This is a genomic window from Variovorax sp. GW821-FHT09A10, from assembly GCF_059418385.1.
The window spans coordinates 1,260,403-1,276,992 of record NZ_JBWKPT010000002.1; the positions used below are offsets into that span (position 1 = coordinate 1,260,403).

Below are 16,590 nucleotides of genomic sequence, written 5' to 3' on the forward strand. Positions count from 1 at the left end.
ACCACCACCACGGACCGCCCCATGACATCGCCGAACACGCCCGACTCCCCTGCCGCGCCACACCCCCGCTTCTTCCACGGCTGGCTCGTGGTCGCCGGCGCCTTCGCCGTGATGTTCGTGGGCTTCGGCTGCGCCTACACCTTCAGCGCCTTCCTCGATGCGCTGCAGCGCGACTTCGGCGCCTCGCGCGGCGAGGTGTCGCTGGTGTTCTCGCTCGCGGGCTTCCTGTACTTCGGGCTCGGCGTGTTCAGCGGCCCGCTCGCCGACCGCTGGGGCGCGCGGCGGCTCGCGGTCGCGGGCATGGTGCTGGTCGGTCTCGGGCTGGTGCTCGCGGGGCAGGCGCGCAGCCTGACGCAGATCTTCTGGGCGTATGGGCTCGGGGTCGGCCTCGGCGTGGGCGCCTCGTACGTGCCGGTGCTGGGCGCGGTGCAGCGCTGGTTCGTGCGCCAGCGCGGCTTCGCCTCGGGGCTCGCCGTGAGCGGCATCGGCGTGGGCACGCTGGCCATGCCGCCACTGGCCTCGTGGTTCATCGACACGCTGGGCTGGCGCGACGCCTACCTGGCGCTCGGCGTGCTCGCGGCCGTGGTGGGCGTGGGCATGGCACTGCTGGTGGAGAACGACCCGCGCGCACGCGGCCTCGGGCCCGATGGCGATCCGCCCCAAGCGCAGGCTTCCACCGCGTTGCCGCCCGGCGCCTCGGTGCGCGAGGCCGTGGGCTCAGGCCGGTTCGCGGGGTTGTACGCGGCCTGCCTGATCAGCTCGTTCGGCTTGTTCGTGCCCTTCGTGCACCTGGTGCCCTACGCGCTCGACCACGGCGTGGCCGCGTCGTCAGCAGTGTTGCTGCTCGGCGCGATCGGCGTGGGCAGCACGGCGGGCCGCTTCTTCCTGGGCGGGCTGGCCGACCGCATGGGCCGCGACCATGCGCTGCCGCTGATGTCGGCGGGCATGGCGTTGTCGCTGGTGGTGTGGGCCGTGTCGGGCGGGTTCTGGGGGCTGGCCCTGTTCGCCTTCGCCTACGGCGTGTTCTACGGCGGCTTCGTGGCGCTGCTGCCCGCGCTGGTGATGGACTGGTTCGGCGGGCGCCACATCGGCGCGATCATCGGCATCCTGTACACCAGCGTGGCCATCGGCACGCTGATCGGGCCGAGCGCCGCGGGCTTCGCCTTCGACCTCACGCGCAGCTACCTGCTGCCGATCCTCGTGGCGATCGGCGCCAACCTCGTGGCGGCCGGCCTGCTGCTCGCGATGGCGCGGCGCGGCCGGCGCGCCGTTCAGCCGGCTTTCTGAACCAGCTTCAGCACGCTCGAGAAATCGAGCGCGCCGTGGCCCGCGAGGCTGTGCGCCGCGTACAGGCTGCGTGCCAGGCCGCCCAGCGGCGTGGCCGCGCGCACGGCGGTGGCGTTTTCCTGCGCCAGGCCCAGGTCCTTGAGCATCAGGTCGGTGCCGAAGCCGCCGGCGTAGTTCTTCGAGGCCGGTGCCGCTTCCATCACGCCGGGCACGGGGTTGTACTTCTCGAGCGCCCAGTTGCCGCCCGAGCTGCGGCGCATGATTTCGGACAGCACCTTCGGGTCGAGCCCGTTGGCCACGCCCAGCGCCAGCGCTTCCGAGGTGCCGATCATCAGGATGCCGAGCAGCATGTTGTTGCAGATCTTGGCGGTCTGCCCCGCACCGGCCGCGCCGGCGTGGAAGATGTTGGCGCCCATCTTCTCGAGCACCGGGCGCGCGCGCTCCAGGTCCTTGGTGTCGCCGCCGACCATGAAGGTCAGCGTGCCGGCAATGGCGCCGCCGGTGCCGCCCGACACGGGCGCATCGATCATCGCGACGCCCCTGGCGGCGGCGGCCTCGGCCACCTTGCGCGAGGTGGCGGCGGCGATGGTGCTGCTGTCGATCACGAGCGTGCCGGCCTGGATGCTGTCGAGCAGGCCGGGCTTGCCGGCGCCGCCGAGGAACAGGCCCTCGACGTGCGCGCTGGCGGGCAGCATGCTGATCACCACCTCGGCGCCGGCCACGGTCTCGGCGGCCGACTTCGCGATCGGCAGGCCTTCGGCAGCGAACTTCTTGCAGGCTTCGGCCGAGAGGTCGAAGGCGCTGAGCGTGTGACCTGCCTTGTGCAGGTTCAGGGCCATCGGGCCGCCCATGTTGCCCAGGCCGATGAATGCGATCTTCATGTGTCTTGTCTCCGTTGTTCTGTGCAGGGAATGGGGCCGGTCAGGTCAGCGACGCCAGTTCCGCCGGCATCTCGCCGCGCGGACGCAGGTGGTCGTCGACGAAGGCCGGCGTGATCTCTTCGAGCGTGGCGGGGTTCCAGCGCGGGTTGCGGTCCTTGTCGACCAGCACGGCGCGGATGCCTTCGGCGAAATCCTTGTTCGCGCAGAAGCCCAGCGAGGCCCAGTACTCGAGGCGGAACACCTCGGCCAGCGACATGCGCGGCACGCGCTGCCAGAGCTCGAAGCTCAGCGCGATGGAGCTCGGCGCGCCCTTGGTGAAGGTCTTCGAAGCGGTCTGCAGCCAGGCGTCGTCGCTTTGCACGTTGCGCAGGCGCTTGGCGATGTCGAGCAGGTCGTCGCCGGCCATCAGCGCGTTGATGGTGTCGTAGTGCTCACGCACCTTCGACGCGGGCATTTCGGCACCCTCGCCCGCCTGGGCCAGGATGCGCGACAGCGTGGCGCGGTCGGCCCTGGCGTCGCCACCGGCCCACTGCGTGGACGCGATGGCCGCGAGCACGTCGGCCTTGCGCTCCTGCGGCACCAGCACGTCGGCCAGGCCGCAGAAGATGGTGTCGTGCGCGTTGATGTTGGCGGCCGTGAGCGCCAGGAACAGGCCCGTGCGGCCCGGCGTGCGGCGCAGGAACCAGCTGCCGCCCACGTCGGGGTACAGGCCGATGTTGATCTCGGGCATGGCGATGCGGCTTTGCAGCGTCATCACGCGGTGCGAGGCGCCCGCCAGCAGGCCCACGCCGCCGCCCATCACGATGCCGTGGCCCCAGCACAGGAAGGGCTTGGGGAAGGTGTGGATCAGGTGGTCGAGCTCGTACTCCTCGCGGAAGAAGTCTTCGGCGTAGGTGTTGCGCGCGGGGCCGCAGTCGAGCAGCGTCTGGTACAGCTGGCGCAGGTCGCCGCCGGCGCAGAAGGCCTTCTCGCCCGCCGCGTCGAGCAGCACGCCGACGATGCCGGCATCTGCGGCCCACTCGCGCAGCTTGGGCGTGAGCAGGCGCACCATGTCCACGGACAGCGCGTTGAGCGAAGCCGGCGCATTGAGCGTGGCCACAGCAAAACGCTGGCCGCCGGCGGTCTTGATTTCGTTGAAGAGAACTACGTTGTCGGTCATTGTTTTCAGGTCCTGGGTGCGGCGGGGTCAGCGGATGTCGCTGTCGCCTTCCAGCAATTTTCGCGCAACGATGACGCGCATGATTTCGTTGGTGCCTTCGAGGATCTGGTGCACGCGCGTGTCGCGCACCAGGCGCTCGAGCGGGAACTCGCTCAGGTAGCCGTAGCCGCCGTGCAGCTGCAGCGCGTCGTTGCAGACATTGAAGCCCGCATCGGTTGCGAAGCGCTTGGCCATCGCGCAATAGGTGCTCGCATCCACATGGCCCGCGTCGAGCTTGCTGGCGGCCAGCCGCACCATCTGCCGCGCGGCGACCAGCTCGGTCGCCATGTCGGCCAGCTTGAACTGCAGTGCCTGGAAGCTCGCGATCGGCTTGCCGAACTGCTGGCGCTCGTGCAGGTAGCGGCGCGCCGCGTCGAGCGCACCCTGCGCCGCGCCCACCGAGCAGGTCGCGATGTTGATGCGCCCGCCGTCCAGGCCCTTCATGGCGATGCGAAAGCCCTCGCCCTCCTTGCCCAGCAGGTTCTGCGCGGGCACGCGCACGTTGTCGAAGTTGATGGTGCGCGTGGGCTGGCTGTTCCAGCCCATCTTGTGCTCCTTCTTGCCGTAGCTCACGCCCGGGGCGTCGGCCGGCACCGCGAAGGCCGAGATGCCGCTGGCGCCCGCGCCGCCCGTGCGCGCCATGAGCACCAGCACGTCGGTCGAGCCGGCGCCGGAGATGAAGGCCTTGCCGCCATTGATGACGTACTCGGCGCCCTGCAGCTCGGCGCGCGTCTTGAGCGAGCCCGCGTCGGAGCCCGCGCCGGGTTCGGTCAGGCAGTACGACGCCAGCTTGCGCCCGCTCGTGAGGTCTTCGCCCCACTGCTGCGCCACCGCGTCGGTCGCCCAGGTGCCGAGCATCCACGTCGCCATGTTGTGGATCGTGATGAAGGCCGTGGTCGACGGATCGACCGCGGCCATTTCCTCGAACACCAGCGCCGAGTCGAGCCGCGGCAGGCCCAGGCCTCCGATGCGCTCGGGCGCGTACAGGCCGCAAAAGCCCAGCTCGCCGGCCTTGGCGATGGCCTCGCGCGGAAAGACCGCCTCGGCGTCCCACTGCGCGGCGTGCGGTGCGAACTCGGCCTGCGCGAAATCGCGCGCGGTCTGCGCAAAGGCGTTCTGTTCTTCGGACAGTTCGAAATTCATGGTTGACGACCCTTCCAGAGGTCCAGTTCGGCGGTGCGTTTGCGGGTCGATTTTTCCAGGCACGCGTTGAACACCAGCGGCCAGATCGAGCCGCCTTCGTTCGCCTTCGCGGCCCGCTTGCACCCGGGGTCGCGGCCCTTGAGCCAGGCCCGCTGCTCGGTGCGCAGCGCGACGCGCATCTGCGGCGAGAGCGTCTTCATCACCTCGCCGTAGCGGATGTTGAGCTCGGCGTCGGCCGCGCGGAAATCGCGCAGCGCGCAGTCGTTCATCTGCTGCTGGTTGCCGTTGGGGTTGCAGTCGATCGGCTCGTCGGAACCGGCCGCCTGCGCCCCGCCGGCCAGCAGGGCAAACGCCGCCGCGGCGGCCCAGGCTGCGACGCGAAGCCCCTGCCTCACTTGAGGCTGATGGTGGTGTTGACGCCCTGGCTCACGGTGCTGTCGTCGAACCAGCGTGCCGTCACGGTCTTGGTCTGCGTGTAGAACATGATGACCTGCTTGCCGTACGGGCCCAGGTCGCCGAGCTTGGAAGCGCGCGAACCGGTGAACGAGAACATCGGGACCGGCACCGGGATCGGCACGTTGATGCCGACCTGGCCCACGTCGATGTCTTCCTGGAAGCGGCGCGCCGCGGCGCCCGACTGCGTGAAGATCGCCGTGCCGTTGCCGTTCGGGTTGCTGTTGATCAGGTCGATGGCCTCGTCGATGGTCTCGGCATCGGCGATGCACAGCACGGGGCCGAACACTTCCTGTTCGTAGATCGTCATGCCGGGCTTCACGCCGGTGAAGATCGTCGGGCCGACGAAGTTGCCCTTCTCGTAGCCGGGCACAGAAGGCTTACGGCCGTCGAGCACCAGCTTGGCGCCGTCGGCTTCACCGCGTTCGATCAGGCTGTTCACGCGGTCGTACGCGGCGCACGAGACCAGCGGGCCCACGTCCACGCCCTTTTCAGTGCCCGCGCCGATCTTCAGCGTCTTGGCCTTCTCGATGAGTTCGGGCACCCAGTTGCGCGCCTCGCCCACCAGCACCGCGACCGACACGGCCATGCAGCGCTGGCCTGCCGCACCGAAGCTCGCGCCGGCCAGTGCGTTGAGCGTCTGCTCCTTGTTCGCGTCGGGCATCACGATGGCGTGGTTCTTCGCGCCCATCATGCATTGGGCGCGCTTGCCGGCCAGCGTGGCGCGGTTGTAGACGTGCGTGCCGACCTTGGTCGAGCCGACGAAGCTGATCGCCTTGATGTCCTTGTGGTCGCAGATGCCGTTGACGATGGCTTCGCCGCCGTGCACCACGTTCAGCACGCCGGGCGGCACGCCGGCTTCGAGCGCCAGTTCGCACAGGCGCATCGTGACCATCGGGTCTTGCTCGGAAGGCTTGAGCACGAAGGTGTTGCCCGTGACGATGGCCATCGGGAACATCCACAGCGGGATCATGGCCGGGAAGTTGAACGGCGTGATGCCGGCGCACACGCCCAACGGCTGCAGCAGCGTGTAGGTGTCGACACCGTTGGCCACGTTGTTGGCCAGCTCGCCCAGTTGCAGGTTGCCGATGTTCGAGGCGTGCTCGACCACTTCGAGGCCGCGGAACACGTCGCCTTCGGCGTCCGGCAGCGTCTTGCCCTGCTCGGCCGTGAGGATCGCGGCGAGTTCACCCATGTTCTCGCGGATGAGTTGCTGCAGCTTCAGGAAGATGCGGGCGCGTGCGCCCAGGGGCGTCTTGCGCCAGGTCTTGAAGGCTTCCTTGGCGGAGGCCACGGCGGCGTCGAGTTCAGCCTGGGTGGCGAACGGCACGCGGGCCAGCACCTGCTGCGTGGCCGGGTTGACGACGTCGCGCCATTCGGTGGTCTTCGATTCGACGAACTTGCCGCCGATGAGCAGCTTGACAGTGGCGACCTGGGTCGAGGGGGTGGTGGTGGCGTCCATGGGGGTTTGTCTCCTGTGAATACGGTGCCGGTGTGGGCCGGTGCAGCCTGCATCCTAGCTTTGCAGATTTGCCATGACAATAGACAAATATGCGTCATCGCTTTGCAAAAATGCAAAGCACCGCATCCCACCCCACACAAGGCCGGAGGCACATGGACTGGGACAACCTGCGCTACTTTCTCGAACTCGCCCGCTCGGGCACGCTGATGAGCGCGGCGCGCCGGCTGGAGGTTGACCACACCACCGTCGCGCGGCGCATCCAGGCGCTCGAAAAGGAGGTGGGCGCGCCCCTGTTTTCGCGCGAGGCCGGCGGCCACCGGCTCACCGAGGCGGGTCGCCGGTTGCAGCCGCAGGTCGAGGCGATGGAGAGCGCCTTCCAGGCCGTGGAGAGCACCGCGCCGGCGTCGCAGGAAGGCCTGTCGGGGCTGGTGCGCATCGGCGCCACCGAGGGCTTCGGCACCGTGGTGCTGGCGCCGCAACTCGCGCTGTTCGCGGTGCAGCACCCGAAGCTCACCATCGACCTGCTCGCGATGCCGCGGCTGGTGCACCTGTCGCGGCGCGAGGCCGACATCGTGATCTCGCTCGAGCGGCCGGCGCGCGGGCCGGTGGTGGTGACCAAGCTCACCGACTACACGCTGCGCCTCTACGCGTCCAAGCAGTACCTGGCCGCGCACAAGCCCATCAAGACCCGCGAAGACCTGCGCGGCCACACCTTCATCAGCTACGTGGACGACCTGCTGTTCAGCAAGGAGCTGCAGTACCTGGATGAACTGCACCGCCCCGACAGCTTTGCGCTGCGCAGCACCAGCGTGCTGGCGCAGCACCGGGCGGTGGCGGCGGGTGCGGGGATTGCGGTGCTGCCGGCGTTCATCGCGCAGGACGACCGCGCGCTCAAGCCGGTGCTGCCGGATGCGGCGAACTTCACGCGGACCTTCTGGATGTCGATGCCGGCGGAAACGAAGCACCTGGCGCGCATGCAGACGGTGTGGGAATTTCTGCGCGCGACGGCTGCGGCGCAACAGCAGGTGCTGTTGCCTGACAGCGCGGCGAACGCCAGGTGACCGGCTCGCGCGCTCAGGAAAACAGGCGCTTCAGGAACCCAGGCTTGGCCGCCGGCGCCGCCGCCTTTTCGAGCAGCTCGATGAGCCCTTTCACGCGCGGCTTCTTGAGCCGGCGCGCGTAGTCGAGATAGCTCTCTTCCTCGTCCATGCGATAGAACTGCGGCGGCATCGGCAGTTGGCCTTGCAGCGCCGCCAACAGCACGCGCAGCGCGTCCAGCTGGTTCATGCGGATGGCGCTCATGATCGCGGTCTCGCCGAGCGAGGGAATGATCTCGTTGGGCTGCGCGAGCCCGCCGGCGAGCAGGGGCTGGATCGCCGCCGCATCGCCTGCGATCACCGCCGCGCCCAGCGCCTCGAGCGCCGCCAGCTTCTCGGGCGAGAGGCTGGCCAGGTAGGCGTCGCTGCGCTTGTCGTCCTCGTCGCGCGCGTCGCCGCCCTGCATGACCATGAAGTCGGTCACGAGCGCCACGGGTTCGCCCGCCGCGTCGAGCGCCCAGAAGCTCGGGTAGCTGCCGTCGCCCCAGCCGGCGCTGAAGATCAGCACGTTGTTCGCGCTGCCCGCGCCCAGCGGGTAGTGGTCGGCGATGTCGGCTGAAGCCAGGTCGGCGCCGAGCACGTCGTCGTAGTAGCTGACGTACTCGGGGTTGGTGGCGGACTCGCGCGCCTCGCGCTCGGCCATGGCCTTGGCTGCCTCGGCGTCCATGAAGCAGCCGACGCCGGCGTCGACCGGGTAGCCGTAGAACTCGTCGCTGCCGAGTTCGTCCTGCGATTGCCCTTCGAGCAGCGCCGCCTCCCAGTGCAGATCGTTCGCCTGCAGGCTGCCTCGCTCACGCAGCCACAGTACGGCCAGCGCATGGCGGCCGCCGCCTTGCAGCACCTCGACGGGGAATGCGCCCCGCCCGCTCACGCTGCGAACGAAAGGCTCGCGCTCGGGTTGCACCAGCGGGTCGCAGGCCACGATGCGGCCGCTCGTGATGTTCAGGGCCCCGCAAGGCTGGCGCTGCAGATGCCGTGCGCGCAGCGCCTCGTCGTCAAGAAAAATGCTCTGGAGGTTGTCGATGTCTAGATAGGCCATGCGCCCAGTTTCTCATCCCCCGGCAGCGGCAGGCCACACCGGCGGATGGCTGCCCGGTGGCATCGACGGCCGGGGCCAGGCCGCCGGCGTGCGCGACAGCTGCGCGCTGTGGCGCACCGCTGCCAGTTCGCCGAAGCCCGAGGCAGACGTCTCGACGTACGGCGCGACATCGGCCCGCGCGATCGACAGCCCGCCGTCCACGCGCCCCAGCCCGCGCAGCCACTGCCCCGTCTGCGCCAGCGACACCTGCACATGCCAGCTGCCGCCCTCCTGCTGCTGGCGCCACAGCGCCGCGGCGGCGCCCAGGGCGATCAGGTAGCCGCTGGCCTCGTCGAGGATCTGCATCGGCATCGGGCGCGGCTTGCCGTCGCCCGCGGCCTCGCCTTCGGCATGGTTGAAGCCCATGGCGGTCTGCACCAGCGAATCGAAGCCGCGCCGACCGGCCCACGGCCCCTGCGTGCCGTAGGCCGTGAGCGAGACGCAGACGATGCCTGGCCGCTCGCGCGCCAGCGCCTCGGCGCCGAAGCCCAGCGCCGCGATGCCGCCGGGGCGGTAGCCCTGCACGAAGACATGCGCGTCAGCCACGAGGCCGTGCAGCACGGCGCGGCCTGCATCGGTGCACAGGTCCACGTGCGTCGAGAGCTTGCCCCGGCTGGTGTCGGCGATGGATTCGATGTTCGGCAGGTTCGGTGAATTGACCAGCATCACGTCCGCGCCATAGGCCGCGAGCGCCCGGCCGCCGACCGGTCCCGCGAGGATCCGTGTGAGGTCGAGCACGCGCAGGCCTTCGAGCGGTCGCTGGTCGCCCTGCAACGGCGGCAGCGCGCGCGGCGGTGCGTCGCCGATGCGCTCGATGGTGAAGAGCGGCTGCGCCGCCACCGCCTGCCCGTGCGGCGTCGCGTCCCATTCGTCGAAGCGGCGCAGCGCGGTCGCCACCAGACCTTGCGCGGCGGCGGCCGATTCGAAATCGATCGCGCGCCAGCCGGCCATCGCGGCCTCGGCGTCGGCGCGCGTGGCGGTGGCCGGGTCCAGCTTCATGAGGCGCAGCGCGCCTTCGCGATGGTGCTTGAAGTTGGCGTGGATGCGCACCCAGCCGTCGGCGCAGCGGTACACGCCCGAGAAGGTGTCCCACAGATCGGGCACGCGGCCGTCGAGGCTGAACCAGCCCGTGCAGTCGAGCGCGGCGTGCAGCGTGTCGACCGCGACCTCTTGCCGCGCCACGCCACGCCGGTGCCCCAGTTCGCAGGCCGCGAGCGCGGCGGCGGCGATGCTGGCCTGCGCCGCGAGGCCGACCGCGAAGGACGACGGCAGCACCGGGTCGGCGCCCGTGAGCCGCGCGAAGGCCAGCGCCTCGGCGGGCAACCCCGCCAGTTGCCAGAGACCGGCCAGGACTTCTTCACTCGTTGCCATGCGTCAACCCTTCAGGGGAAAGAGGAAATGAAAAAGGCAGGGTCCGCTTGCGCGGCCCTGCCCTTGTTGTCGTCGTTGCGTTCGCGACCTTGTGCGGGTTGCTTACTGGATCAGCTTCGCACCGGTCTTGGCCTGCAGCGCATCGAAGCTCACGCCCGGCGCCAGCTCGATCACCTTCAGGCCTTCGGGCACGACGTCCATCACGGCCAGGTCGGTGATGATGCGGTCGACCACGCCCACGCCGGTCAGCGGCAGCGAGCACTGCTCGAGGATCTTCAGGTCTTCGGTGCCGTCCTTCTTCTTGGCCACGTGTTCCATCAGCACGATCACGCGCTTCACGCCAGCCACGAGGTCCATGGCGCCGCCCATGCCCTTGACCATCTTGCCGGGGATCATCCAGTTGGCGAGGTCGCCCTTGGCGCTGACCTGCATCGCGCCGAGGATCGACAAGTTGATCTTGCCGCCGCGGATCATCGCGAAGCTGTCATGGCTGCCGAAGATGGCCGAGCCGGGCAGCGTGGTGACGGTCTGCTTGCCGGCGTTGATGAGGTCGGCGTCGACGTTGTCTTCGGTCGGGAACGGGCCGATGCCGAGCATGCCGTTTTCGCTCTGCAGCCAGACTTCCTTGGTGCCGGTGTGGTTGGCCACCAGGGTCGGAATGCCGATGCCGAGGTTGACGTAGAAGCCGTCTTCGAGTTCTTGGGCGGCGCGGGCCGCCATCTGGTCTTGGGTCCAGGGCATCTCAGGCTCCTTCTTTCTTGTTGACGGCCTTCACGGCCGATTCGCTGCCGGCGGCGGCGGCCTGGGCGATGGCGGTCTGGGCCTCGACCTTGGCGGCGGCGGCATCGACCGAGGCGCTCACGGTGCGCTTCTCGATGCGCTTTTCGGGCGTGGCGTTGAGCACCAGGCGGTGCACGTAGATGCCCGGCAGGTGGATGTCGTCGGGGGCCAGCTCGCCCACTTCGACGATCTTCTCGACCTCGACGATGCAGACCTTGCCGGCCATGGCGGCGGCGGGGTTGAAGTTGCGTGCCGTGAGACGGAAGCGCAGGTTGCCGGCCTTGTCGGCCACGTCGGCCTTGACCAGCGCCACGTCGGGCACCAGCGAGTGCTCCATGACGTAGGTCTCGCCGCCGAACTCGCGCAGTTCCTTGCCTTCGGCCACTTGCGTGCCCACGCCGGTCTTCGTGAAGAAGGCCGGAATGCCCGCGCCGCCGGCGCGCAGCTTCTCGGCCAGCGTGCCCTGGGGCGTGAATTCGAGGGCCAGTTCACCGGCCAGGTACTGGCGCTCGAACTCCTTGTTCTCGCCCACGTACGACGCGATCATCTTCTTGATCTGGCGCGTCTCGAGCAGCTTGCCGAGGCCGAAGCCGTCGACGCCCGCGTTGTTCGAGATGACGGTGAGGTTCTGCACGCCGGAGTCCTTCAGCGCGTCGATCAGCGCTTCGGGAATGCCGCACAGGCCGAAGCCGCCGACCGCGAGCGTCTGCCCGTCGGCCACGACCCCCTTGAGTGCCGCGTCTGCGGAGGGATAAATCTTGTTCACTCGGGCTCCTTGATGGGTGGTGGAGAGTGGGTGGGAAAGGCTTCAACGATACTACCTACTCGTATACGTAGTATTTCGTAATGGTGACACCCGATGCCCGAGATCGATTACCGGCTGGCTTTTGAACATGCACCCGTCGGCATGGTGGTCTCGAGCAACCGCACCATCGTCGCCTGCAACCAGCGCGTGTGCGAAATTTTCGGCGCGGAGCCCTCCGCGCTGGTCGGGCATTCGTTCAGCATCCTGTACCCCAGCGTGGCGGAGTTCGAGCGCATCGGCAAGCGCATGGAACCCTTTCTGAACGCCAGCGGCCACTACGCCGACAACCGCATGATGAAGCGACTGGGCGGGCTGCACGGCGCGCTGGCCGGCGAGACCTTCTGGTGCCACGTCACCGGCCACGCGATGAACCGCGCGGCGCCGCACGAGGCCGGCATCTGGACCTTCGAGGACCTGGGGTCGCGCCGCGCGGTGAAGGCGGAGCTCACGCCGCGCGAGCGGGAGGTGGCGGCGCAGGTGATGCGCGGGCTGACGTCGAAGGAGATCGGGAAGGCGCTGGGCATCAGCCATCGCACAGTCGAGCTGCATCGGGCGCGGCTGATGCGCAAGTACGCGGCGGCGACGACTGCGGAGCTGGTGCAGAAGCTGATCGCGGGGTGATTCCTTTCAGGGCGCGGTCGTGGTGCGGGGCGCGCTAGAGCACCATCTCCATGCGGACCAGATCCCGCAGCGGGATGCCGTTCTGCTTCGTCGCCTTGCCCCAGCGGCGCACGAAGTAGTCGACGTCGACCCCGACGAGCCGAAAGCCGAAGCGTTGGTAGAAGCCCAGCTCGCGCAGGCTGCTGTTGCCCGTGCCGACTTCGAGCCGGTGCGCACCGCGCTGCCTGGCAAGAGCTTTCGCTTTCTTCAACATCGCGGTGCCGATGCCCTGGCCCTTGTGGGCTTCGGCCACGGCGATGTTCATGATCTCCCAGGTGTCGACGCGCGTGGCCATGAGCACCATCTGGCCGACGACCTCGCCGGCCTGTTCGGCCAGCCACTGCTCGCCGCGCAGCAGGTACTTTTCGATCTCGGGGCGCGGGCCGTCCGCGTCGAACAGGAGCGGCCAGGGCACCGCATCCGCCGCGGTGGCCCTGCGCATCGTCAAACCCGTTTTGTGTGTGTTTCGTTCTTTCCGTTGCATGACTCCATTCTGAGTTCTGGGCAGAAGTTCCCTGCCAGAGGCCCCGGATCGTTGCGAAAACGGAAACGCCGTGTCGACAAAACCCATGCGCCATCGCCAGTTGAGAGGCCTATCGTGGAACCCACGCGAACACATCGTTCGCCCCACACAGGAGCAGACACCATGTCCACACCCCTTCATTCGGAAAAGAACCTCCTTCAGCAGACGAAGCTGTCCGTGGCCCAGGCCCGCGCGCTGGCCGGGCACCAGGTGCCCGTGGCGCTCGGCCTTGCGGCGGTGATCCTGTCGGTGCTGGGCGTCAAGCCCTGAGCCTGGCCGGGGGCATTCACTCCGGCTTGATGTCGGCGCCCTTGATCACCTTCGACCAGGCCGCGAGTTCCTGGTCGACGAACCTGCCGAGCGTGGCCGGGTCCATGTAGGTCGCGAAGGCGCCCTGCTCGTCCACCTTCTTGCGGAAGGCCTCGCTCTCGACGATCTTTTTGATCTCGGCGCTGAGCTTGTTCACCACCTCGGGTGGCGTCTTCGCCGGCGCGAACACCGCGAACCACGACTCGACCTCGTAGCCCGGCAACCCGGCCTCGGCCGAGGTCGGCACGTTCGGCATCGACGCGTGCCGCTTGCTGCCCGTGTACGCCAGTGCCTTGATGCGCCCGCCCGCGAAGTGGCCGATGACCGAGGGCGGCGTGGTGATGAAGATGTCGACATTGCCCGCCACCAAGTCGTTGATGGCCGGCCCCGAGCCCTTGTAGGGCACGTGCGTGGCCGGCTGCTTGGTCTGGCGCGACAGCAGCTCGCCGGCGATGTGCTGGATCGAGCCGTTGCCCGACGAGGCATAGAACAGGCCGCCCTCCTTCTTCCTGCCGTACTCGATGAGTTCCTTCATCGAGGTCACCGGCAGCTTGCCGCTCACCGCGACCACGTGCGGCGCGCGCATCACCATCGCCACGGGCACGAAGTCTTTGATCGGGCTCCAGCGCAGGTTCGGGTACAGCGACGGGTTGCCGACGTGGTAGCCCGAGTACTGCAGCAGCAGCGTGTAGCCGTCGGGCGCGGCGCGGGCCACGAACTCGGCGCCGATGTTGCCGCTGGCGCCGGGCTTGTTGTCGACCACGACCGGCTGGCCCAGCGCGCGCTGCAGCGGGTCGGCGACCAGCCGCGCCATGATGTCGGTGGAACCCGCGGGCGCCGTGGGCACCACGAAGGTCAGGGGTTTGGAAGGCCAGGTGTCGGCTTGCGAGGCGGCAGCGGCCAGCGCGAGGCCGACCGCGAGCAGGCGGTGAGCGGGTTTCATGGGTTTGTCTCCGGTGGTTTTTTGTGGACTGTCTTCGGGCTGTAGGCGTCAGTGCGCCAGCTCCGATATCTCGATGAGATTCAGGTCGGGGTCGCGCACGTAGACCGAGCGAATGCGCGACGTGGCGCCCGTGCGCATCACGGGGCCCTCGAGGATCGGCACGCCCTGCGCTTGCAACCGCACGATGACTTCTTCGAGCGGCACGCTGGCGATGAAGCACAGGTCGAGCGAACCGGGCGTGGGCAGCTCGGCCTTGGGCTCAAACTCTCGGCCCTTCACATGCAGGTTGATCTTCTGGTTGCCGAAGCGAAAAGCCTTGCGGCCGGCGCCGAAGGTTTCCAGTGTCATGCCCAGCACCTCGGCATAGAAGCGCACACAGGCTTCTTCGTTCGCGGTGGTGAGCACCAGGTGATCCAGGTGGTCGATCATGCGTTCTCCTTCTTGATGGGGCGCGCCTTCGCGCGCTCGACGATGGCGTTGAAATCAGCCGGCGGCGCATGGCGCGTCAGCCGGTGGCCGGCACGCGAGACCTGACTCGACAGTTCGTGCTGCACGAGCGATTCGAGTTCAGCCGCTGCGCCGATCAGGCCCTCAAGGTCCATGCCGGTGTCGTAGCCCATGCACTGCAGCATGTGGATCACGTCCTCGGTCGCGACGTTGCCCGTCGCACCCGGCGCATAGGGGCAGCCGCCGATACCGCCGAGCGACATGTCGAGCCGGCGGATGCCCGCCTCGACCGCGGCAATGGTGTTCGCCAGGCCCATGCCGCGCGTGTTGTGGAAATGCGCCGTCCATTCCAATGCCGGATGCCGCGCGCGCACGGCCTCGCACACCACCTGCACCTGCGTGGGATAGGCCATGCCGGTGGTGTCGCACAGCGTGAGGCCTTGCACGCCCAGCGCCGCGAAACGGTCGGTCCAACCGAGCACCGTTGCGAGCGGCACCTCGCCTTCCATCGGGCAGCCGAACACGCAGGAGAGCGACACGTTCACCGGGACCTTCGCCTGCTTGGCCAGCGCGATCACCTCGACCAGTTGGGCGAACGACTGTTCGCGCGTCATCCGCAGGTTGCTGAGGTTGTGCGTCTCGCTGACCGACATGACGATGTTGAACTCGCCAATGCGGCTTTCCAGCGCGCGCTCGGCGCCGCGCACATTGGGCACGAGCGCGGTGTAGACCACGCCGGGCCGACGGGCGATGCGCTGCATCACTTCTTCGCCGTCGCGCAGCGCGGGAATGGCCTGGGCCGAGGTGAACGAGGTGACTTCGATCTTGGCGTAGCCGAGCGTGCCGAGCCGGTCGATCAGCGCGACCTTGTCGTCGGTGGGAATGAAGCGGCTTTCCATCTGGAAGCCGTCGCGCGTGGCGACCTCGTTGATGAACAGCCGCGTGCCGTTGCCGGTTTTCATACGGCCTCGCTTTCGACGCTGCGCACCGGCCAGCCAGCTCCCTGCAGGTCCGCCGTGTGTTCACCCAGCAGCGGCGCTGCATGCGCAATGCGCCCTGGCGTGGCACTGAGCTTGGGCACCACGCCCGGCACCTTGAGCAGCGCGCCGTCGGAGCCGCGTGCTTGCACGATCATTTCGCGCGCCAGGTACTGCGGATCGGTGGCGATGTCGGCCACCGTGTAGATGCGCCCGACCGGCACGCCCGCCGCGTCGAGCACGGCCAGCACCTCGTCGCGGCTGCGCTGCAGGGTCCAGGCTTCGATGGCCGCGTCGATTTCTTCCACGCGCAGCACGCGGCCGTCGTTGTGCACGAGGCCGGGGTCGTTCTCCAGGTCCGCGCGGTCGATGGCGCGCATCAGCCGGCGGAAGATGCTGTCGCCGTTGCCCGCCACCAGCACGTAGTGGCCGTCGCTGCAGCGGTAGGCGTTGGTCGGTGCGATGCCCGGCAAGGCGCTGCCGGCCCGCTCGCGCACGGCACCGAAGGCGTCGTACTCGGGCAGCAGGCTTTCCATCACGTTGAAGACCGACTCGTACAGCGCCACGTCGATGAACTGGCCCTCGCCGCCGTGGGCCGTGCGGTGGTGCAGCGCCGTGAGCACGCCGATCACGCCATGCAGCGCGGCCAGCGTGTCGCCGAGCGAGACGCCCACGCGCACCGGCACCCGGCCGGGCTCGCCGCTGAGGTAGCGCAGCCCGCCCATCGATTCACCGAGCACGCCGAAACCCGGCTTGTCGCGGTAGGGGCCGGTCTGCCCGTAGCCCGAGATGCGCAGCATGATGAGCCGCGGGTTCAGCGCGTGCAGCTGCTCCCAGCCCAGGCCCCAGCCTTCGAGCGTGCCGGGCTTGAAGTTCTCGATCAGCACATCGGCCTCGAGCGCCAGGGCGCGCACGGCCTCTTGCCCTTCGGCGCTGCGCAGATCGAGGCACACGGAGCGCTTGTTGCGCGACTGCACCTCCCACCACACCGAAGTGCCGTCACGCAGCAGCCGCCACTTGCGCAGCGGATCGCCGACGCCGGCGGGCTCGACCTTGATCACGTCGGCGCCGAACTCGGCGAGTGTCTTGCCGGCGAAGGGGCCGGCGATGAGCTGGCCGAGCTCCAGCACCTTCAGGCCTTCGAGTGCGTTCATCTTTTCTCTGTCTCCAGGTGGG

The 16,590-nt window shown here is 68.7% G+C and carries 18 protein-coding genes; 4 read left to right on the forward strand and 14 right to left on the reverse strand.

Annotated features, from left to right (window positions below):
• Nucleotides 1-21: 21 nt before the first annotated feature.
• A complete protein-coding gene (locus tag AC07Q9_RS12645; protein ID WP_495309744.1) occupies nucleotides 22-1,287 on the forward strand; it encodes an MFS transporter in 1,266 nt (421 codons plus the stop codon).
• Here AC07Q9_RS12645 and mmsB read toward each other — a convergent pair.
• The 5 genes from mmsB to AC07Q9_RS12670 are packed head-to-tail and all read right to left on the reverse strand — an operon-like array spanning nucleotide 1,272 to nucleotide 6,424.
• Nucleotides 1,272-2,168 carry a 3-hydroxyisobutyrate dehydrogenase gene (mmsB, locus tag AC07Q9_RS12650; RefSeq protein ID WP_495309745.1) on the reverse strand — a complete coding sequence of 299 codons (897 nt, stop codon included), beginning with the start codon at nucleotides 2,166-2,168 and terminating at the stop codon, nucleotides 1,272-1,274. The two genes, AC07Q9_RS12645 and mmsB, sit on opposite strands and share 16 nt — an antisense overlap.
• Nucleotides 2,169-2,208: 40 nt before the next feature.
• Nucleotides 2,209-3,327, reverse strand: a complete 1,119-nt coding sequence (locus AC07Q9_RS12655) for an enoyl-CoA hydratase/isomerase family protein (RefSeq protein ID WP_495309746.1) — start codon at nucleotides 3,325-3,327, stop codon at nucleotides 2,209-2,211.
• Between the two features lie 27 nt (nucleotides 3,328-3,354).
• On the reverse strand, nucleotides 3,355-4,509 hold the full coding sequence (locus AC07Q9_RS12660) for an acyl-CoA dehydrogenase family protein (protein WP_369647469.1): 1,155 nt from the start codon (nucleotides 4,507-4,509) through the stop codon (nucleotides 3,355-3,357).
• The gene (locus AC07Q9_RS12665) at nucleotides 4,506-4,904 is read right to left on the reverse strand and encodes a lysozyme inhibitor LprI family protein (RefSeq protein WP_495309748.1); all 399 of its coding nucleotides are present in this window, start codon (nucleotides 4,902-4,904) and stop codon (nucleotides 4,506-4,508) included. Before AC07Q9_RS12665 ends, AC07Q9_RS12660 begins: the two co-directional genes overlap by 4 nt.
• Entirely contained in the window at nucleotides 4,901-6,424 is a 1,524-nt protein-coding gene (locus AC07Q9_RS12670) for a CoA-acylating methylmalonate-semialdehyde dehydrogenase (protein ID WP_495309750.1), read from the reverse strand. The genes AC07Q9_RS12665 and AC07Q9_RS12670 overlap by 4 nt, the downstream gene beginning before the upstream one ends.
• Nucleotides 6,425-6,576: 152 nt before the next feature.
• Here AC07Q9_RS12670 and AC07Q9_RS12675 point away from each other — a divergent pair, with 152 nt between their 5' ends.
• The gene (locus tag AC07Q9_RS12675) at nucleotides 6,577-7,485 is read left to right on the forward strand and encodes a LysR family transcriptional regulator (protein ID WP_495300954.1); all 909 of its coding nucleotides are present in this window, start codon (nucleotides 6,577-6,579) and stop codon (nucleotides 7,483-7,485) included.
• 13 nt (nucleotides 7,486-7,498) lie between these two features.
• On the opposite strand, the gene AC07Q9_RS12680 is transcribed toward AC07Q9_RS12675, so the two are convergent.
• The 4 genes from AC07Q9_RS12680 to AC07Q9_RS12695 all read right to left on the reverse strand — a co-directional run bounded on the left by AC07Q9_RS12680 (nucleotide 7,499) and on the right by AC07Q9_RS12695 (nucleotide 11,516).
• Nucleotides 7,499-8,560 carry a DUF4241 domain-containing protein gene (locus AC07Q9_RS12680; RefSeq protein ID WP_495309752.1) on the reverse strand — a complete coding sequence of 354 codons (1,062 nt, stop codon included), beginning with the start codon at nucleotides 8,558-8,560 and terminating at the stop codon, nucleotides 7,499-7,501.
• A gap of 12 nt (nucleotides 8,561-8,572) precedes the next feature.
• Nucleotides 8,573-9,970: a CoA transferase gene (locus tag AC07Q9_RS12685; protein ID WP_495309754.1), complete on the reverse strand. Its 1,398-nt coding sequence runs from the start codon at nucleotides 9,968-9,970 to the stop codon at nucleotides 8,573-8,575.
• A 102-nt stretch (nucleotides 9,971-10,072) separates the two neighbouring features.
• Nucleotides 10,073-10,711, reverse strand: coding sequence for a 3-oxoacid CoA-transferase subunit B (locus tag AC07Q9_RS12690; RefSeq protein ID WP_056573812.1), 639 nt, complete (start codon nucleotides 10,709-10,711; stop codon nucleotides 10,073-10,075).
• A 1-nt stretch (nucleotide 10,712) separates the two neighbouring features.
• The gene (locus tag AC07Q9_RS12695; RefSeq protein WP_062476435.1) at nucleotides 10,713-11,516 is read right to left on the reverse strand and encodes a CoA transferase subunit A; all 804 of its coding nucleotides are present in this window, start codon (nucleotides 11,514-11,516) and stop codon (nucleotides 10,713-10,715) included.
• A gap of 93 nt (nucleotides 11,517-11,609) precedes the next feature.
• On the opposite strand from AC07Q9_RS12695, the gene AC07Q9_RS12700 reads away from it, so the two are divergent.
• Nucleotides 11,610-12,176: a LuxR C-terminal-related transcriptional regulator gene (locus AC07Q9_RS12700; RefSeq protein ID WP_062476432.1), complete on the forward strand. Its 567-nt coding sequence runs from the start codon at nucleotides 11,610-11,612 to the stop codon at nucleotides 12,174-12,176.
• A 34-nt stretch (nucleotides 12,177-12,210) separates the two neighbouring features.
• Here the strand turns inward: AC07Q9_RS12700 and AC07Q9_RS12705 are convergent, their stop codons facing one another.
• The gene (locus AC07Q9_RS12705) at nucleotides 12,211-12,657 is read right to left on the reverse strand and encodes a GNAT family N-acetyltransferase (protein WP_495309756.1); all 447 of its coding nucleotides are present in this window, start codon (nucleotides 12,655-12,657) and stop codon (nucleotides 12,211-12,213) included.
• 204 nt (nucleotides 12,658-12,861) lie between these two features.
• On the opposite strand from AC07Q9_RS12705, the gene AC07Q9_RS12710 reads away from it, so the two are divergent.
• Nucleotides 12,862-13,008 (forward strand): hypothetical protein, encoded by a 147-nt coding sequence (locus AC07Q9_RS12710; protein WP_172438277.1) that lies wholly within the window; start codon nucleotides 12,862-12,864, stop codon nucleotides 13,006-13,008.
• 16 nt (nucleotides 13,009-13,024) lie between these two features.
• Here AC07Q9_RS12710 and AC07Q9_RS12715 read toward each other — a convergent pair whose 3' ends face one another.
• From AC07Q9_RS12715 to AC07Q9_RS12730, 4 genes are read right to left on the reverse strand one after another with little or no spacing between them, the layout of a single operon-like run.
• Nucleotides 13,025-13,990, reverse strand: a complete 966-nt coding sequence (locus AC07Q9_RS12715) for a Bug family tripartite tricarboxylate transporter substrate binding protein (RefSeq protein ID WP_495309758.1) — start codon at nucleotides 13,988-13,990, stop codon at nucleotides 13,025-13,027.
• Between the two features lie 48 nt (nucleotides 13,991-14,038).
• Nucleotides 14,039-14,419 carry a VOC family protein gene (locus AC07Q9_RS12720; RefSeq protein WP_495309760.1) on the reverse strand — a complete coding sequence of 127 codons (381 nt, stop codon included), beginning with the start codon at nucleotides 14,417-14,419 and terminating at the stop codon, nucleotides 14,039-14,041.
• Nucleotides 14,416-15,399 carry a hydroxymethylglutaryl-CoA lyase gene (locus tag AC07Q9_RS12725; RefSeq protein ID WP_495309762.1) on the reverse strand — a complete coding sequence of 328 codons (984 nt, stop codon included), beginning with the start codon at nucleotides 15,397-15,399 and terminating at the stop codon, nucleotides 14,416-14,418. The genes AC07Q9_RS12720 and AC07Q9_RS12725 overlap by 4 nt, the downstream gene beginning before the upstream one ends.
• Nucleotides 15,396-16,568 carry a CaiB/BaiF CoA transferase family protein gene (locus tag AC07Q9_RS12730; protein WP_495309764.1) on the reverse strand — a complete coding sequence of 391 codons (1,173 nt, stop codon included), beginning with the start codon at nucleotides 16,566-16,568 and terminating at the stop codon, nucleotides 15,396-15,398. The genes AC07Q9_RS12725 and AC07Q9_RS12730 overlap by 4 nt, the downstream gene beginning before the upstream one ends.
• Between the last annotated feature and the right edge of the window lie 22 nt (nucleotides 16,569-16,590).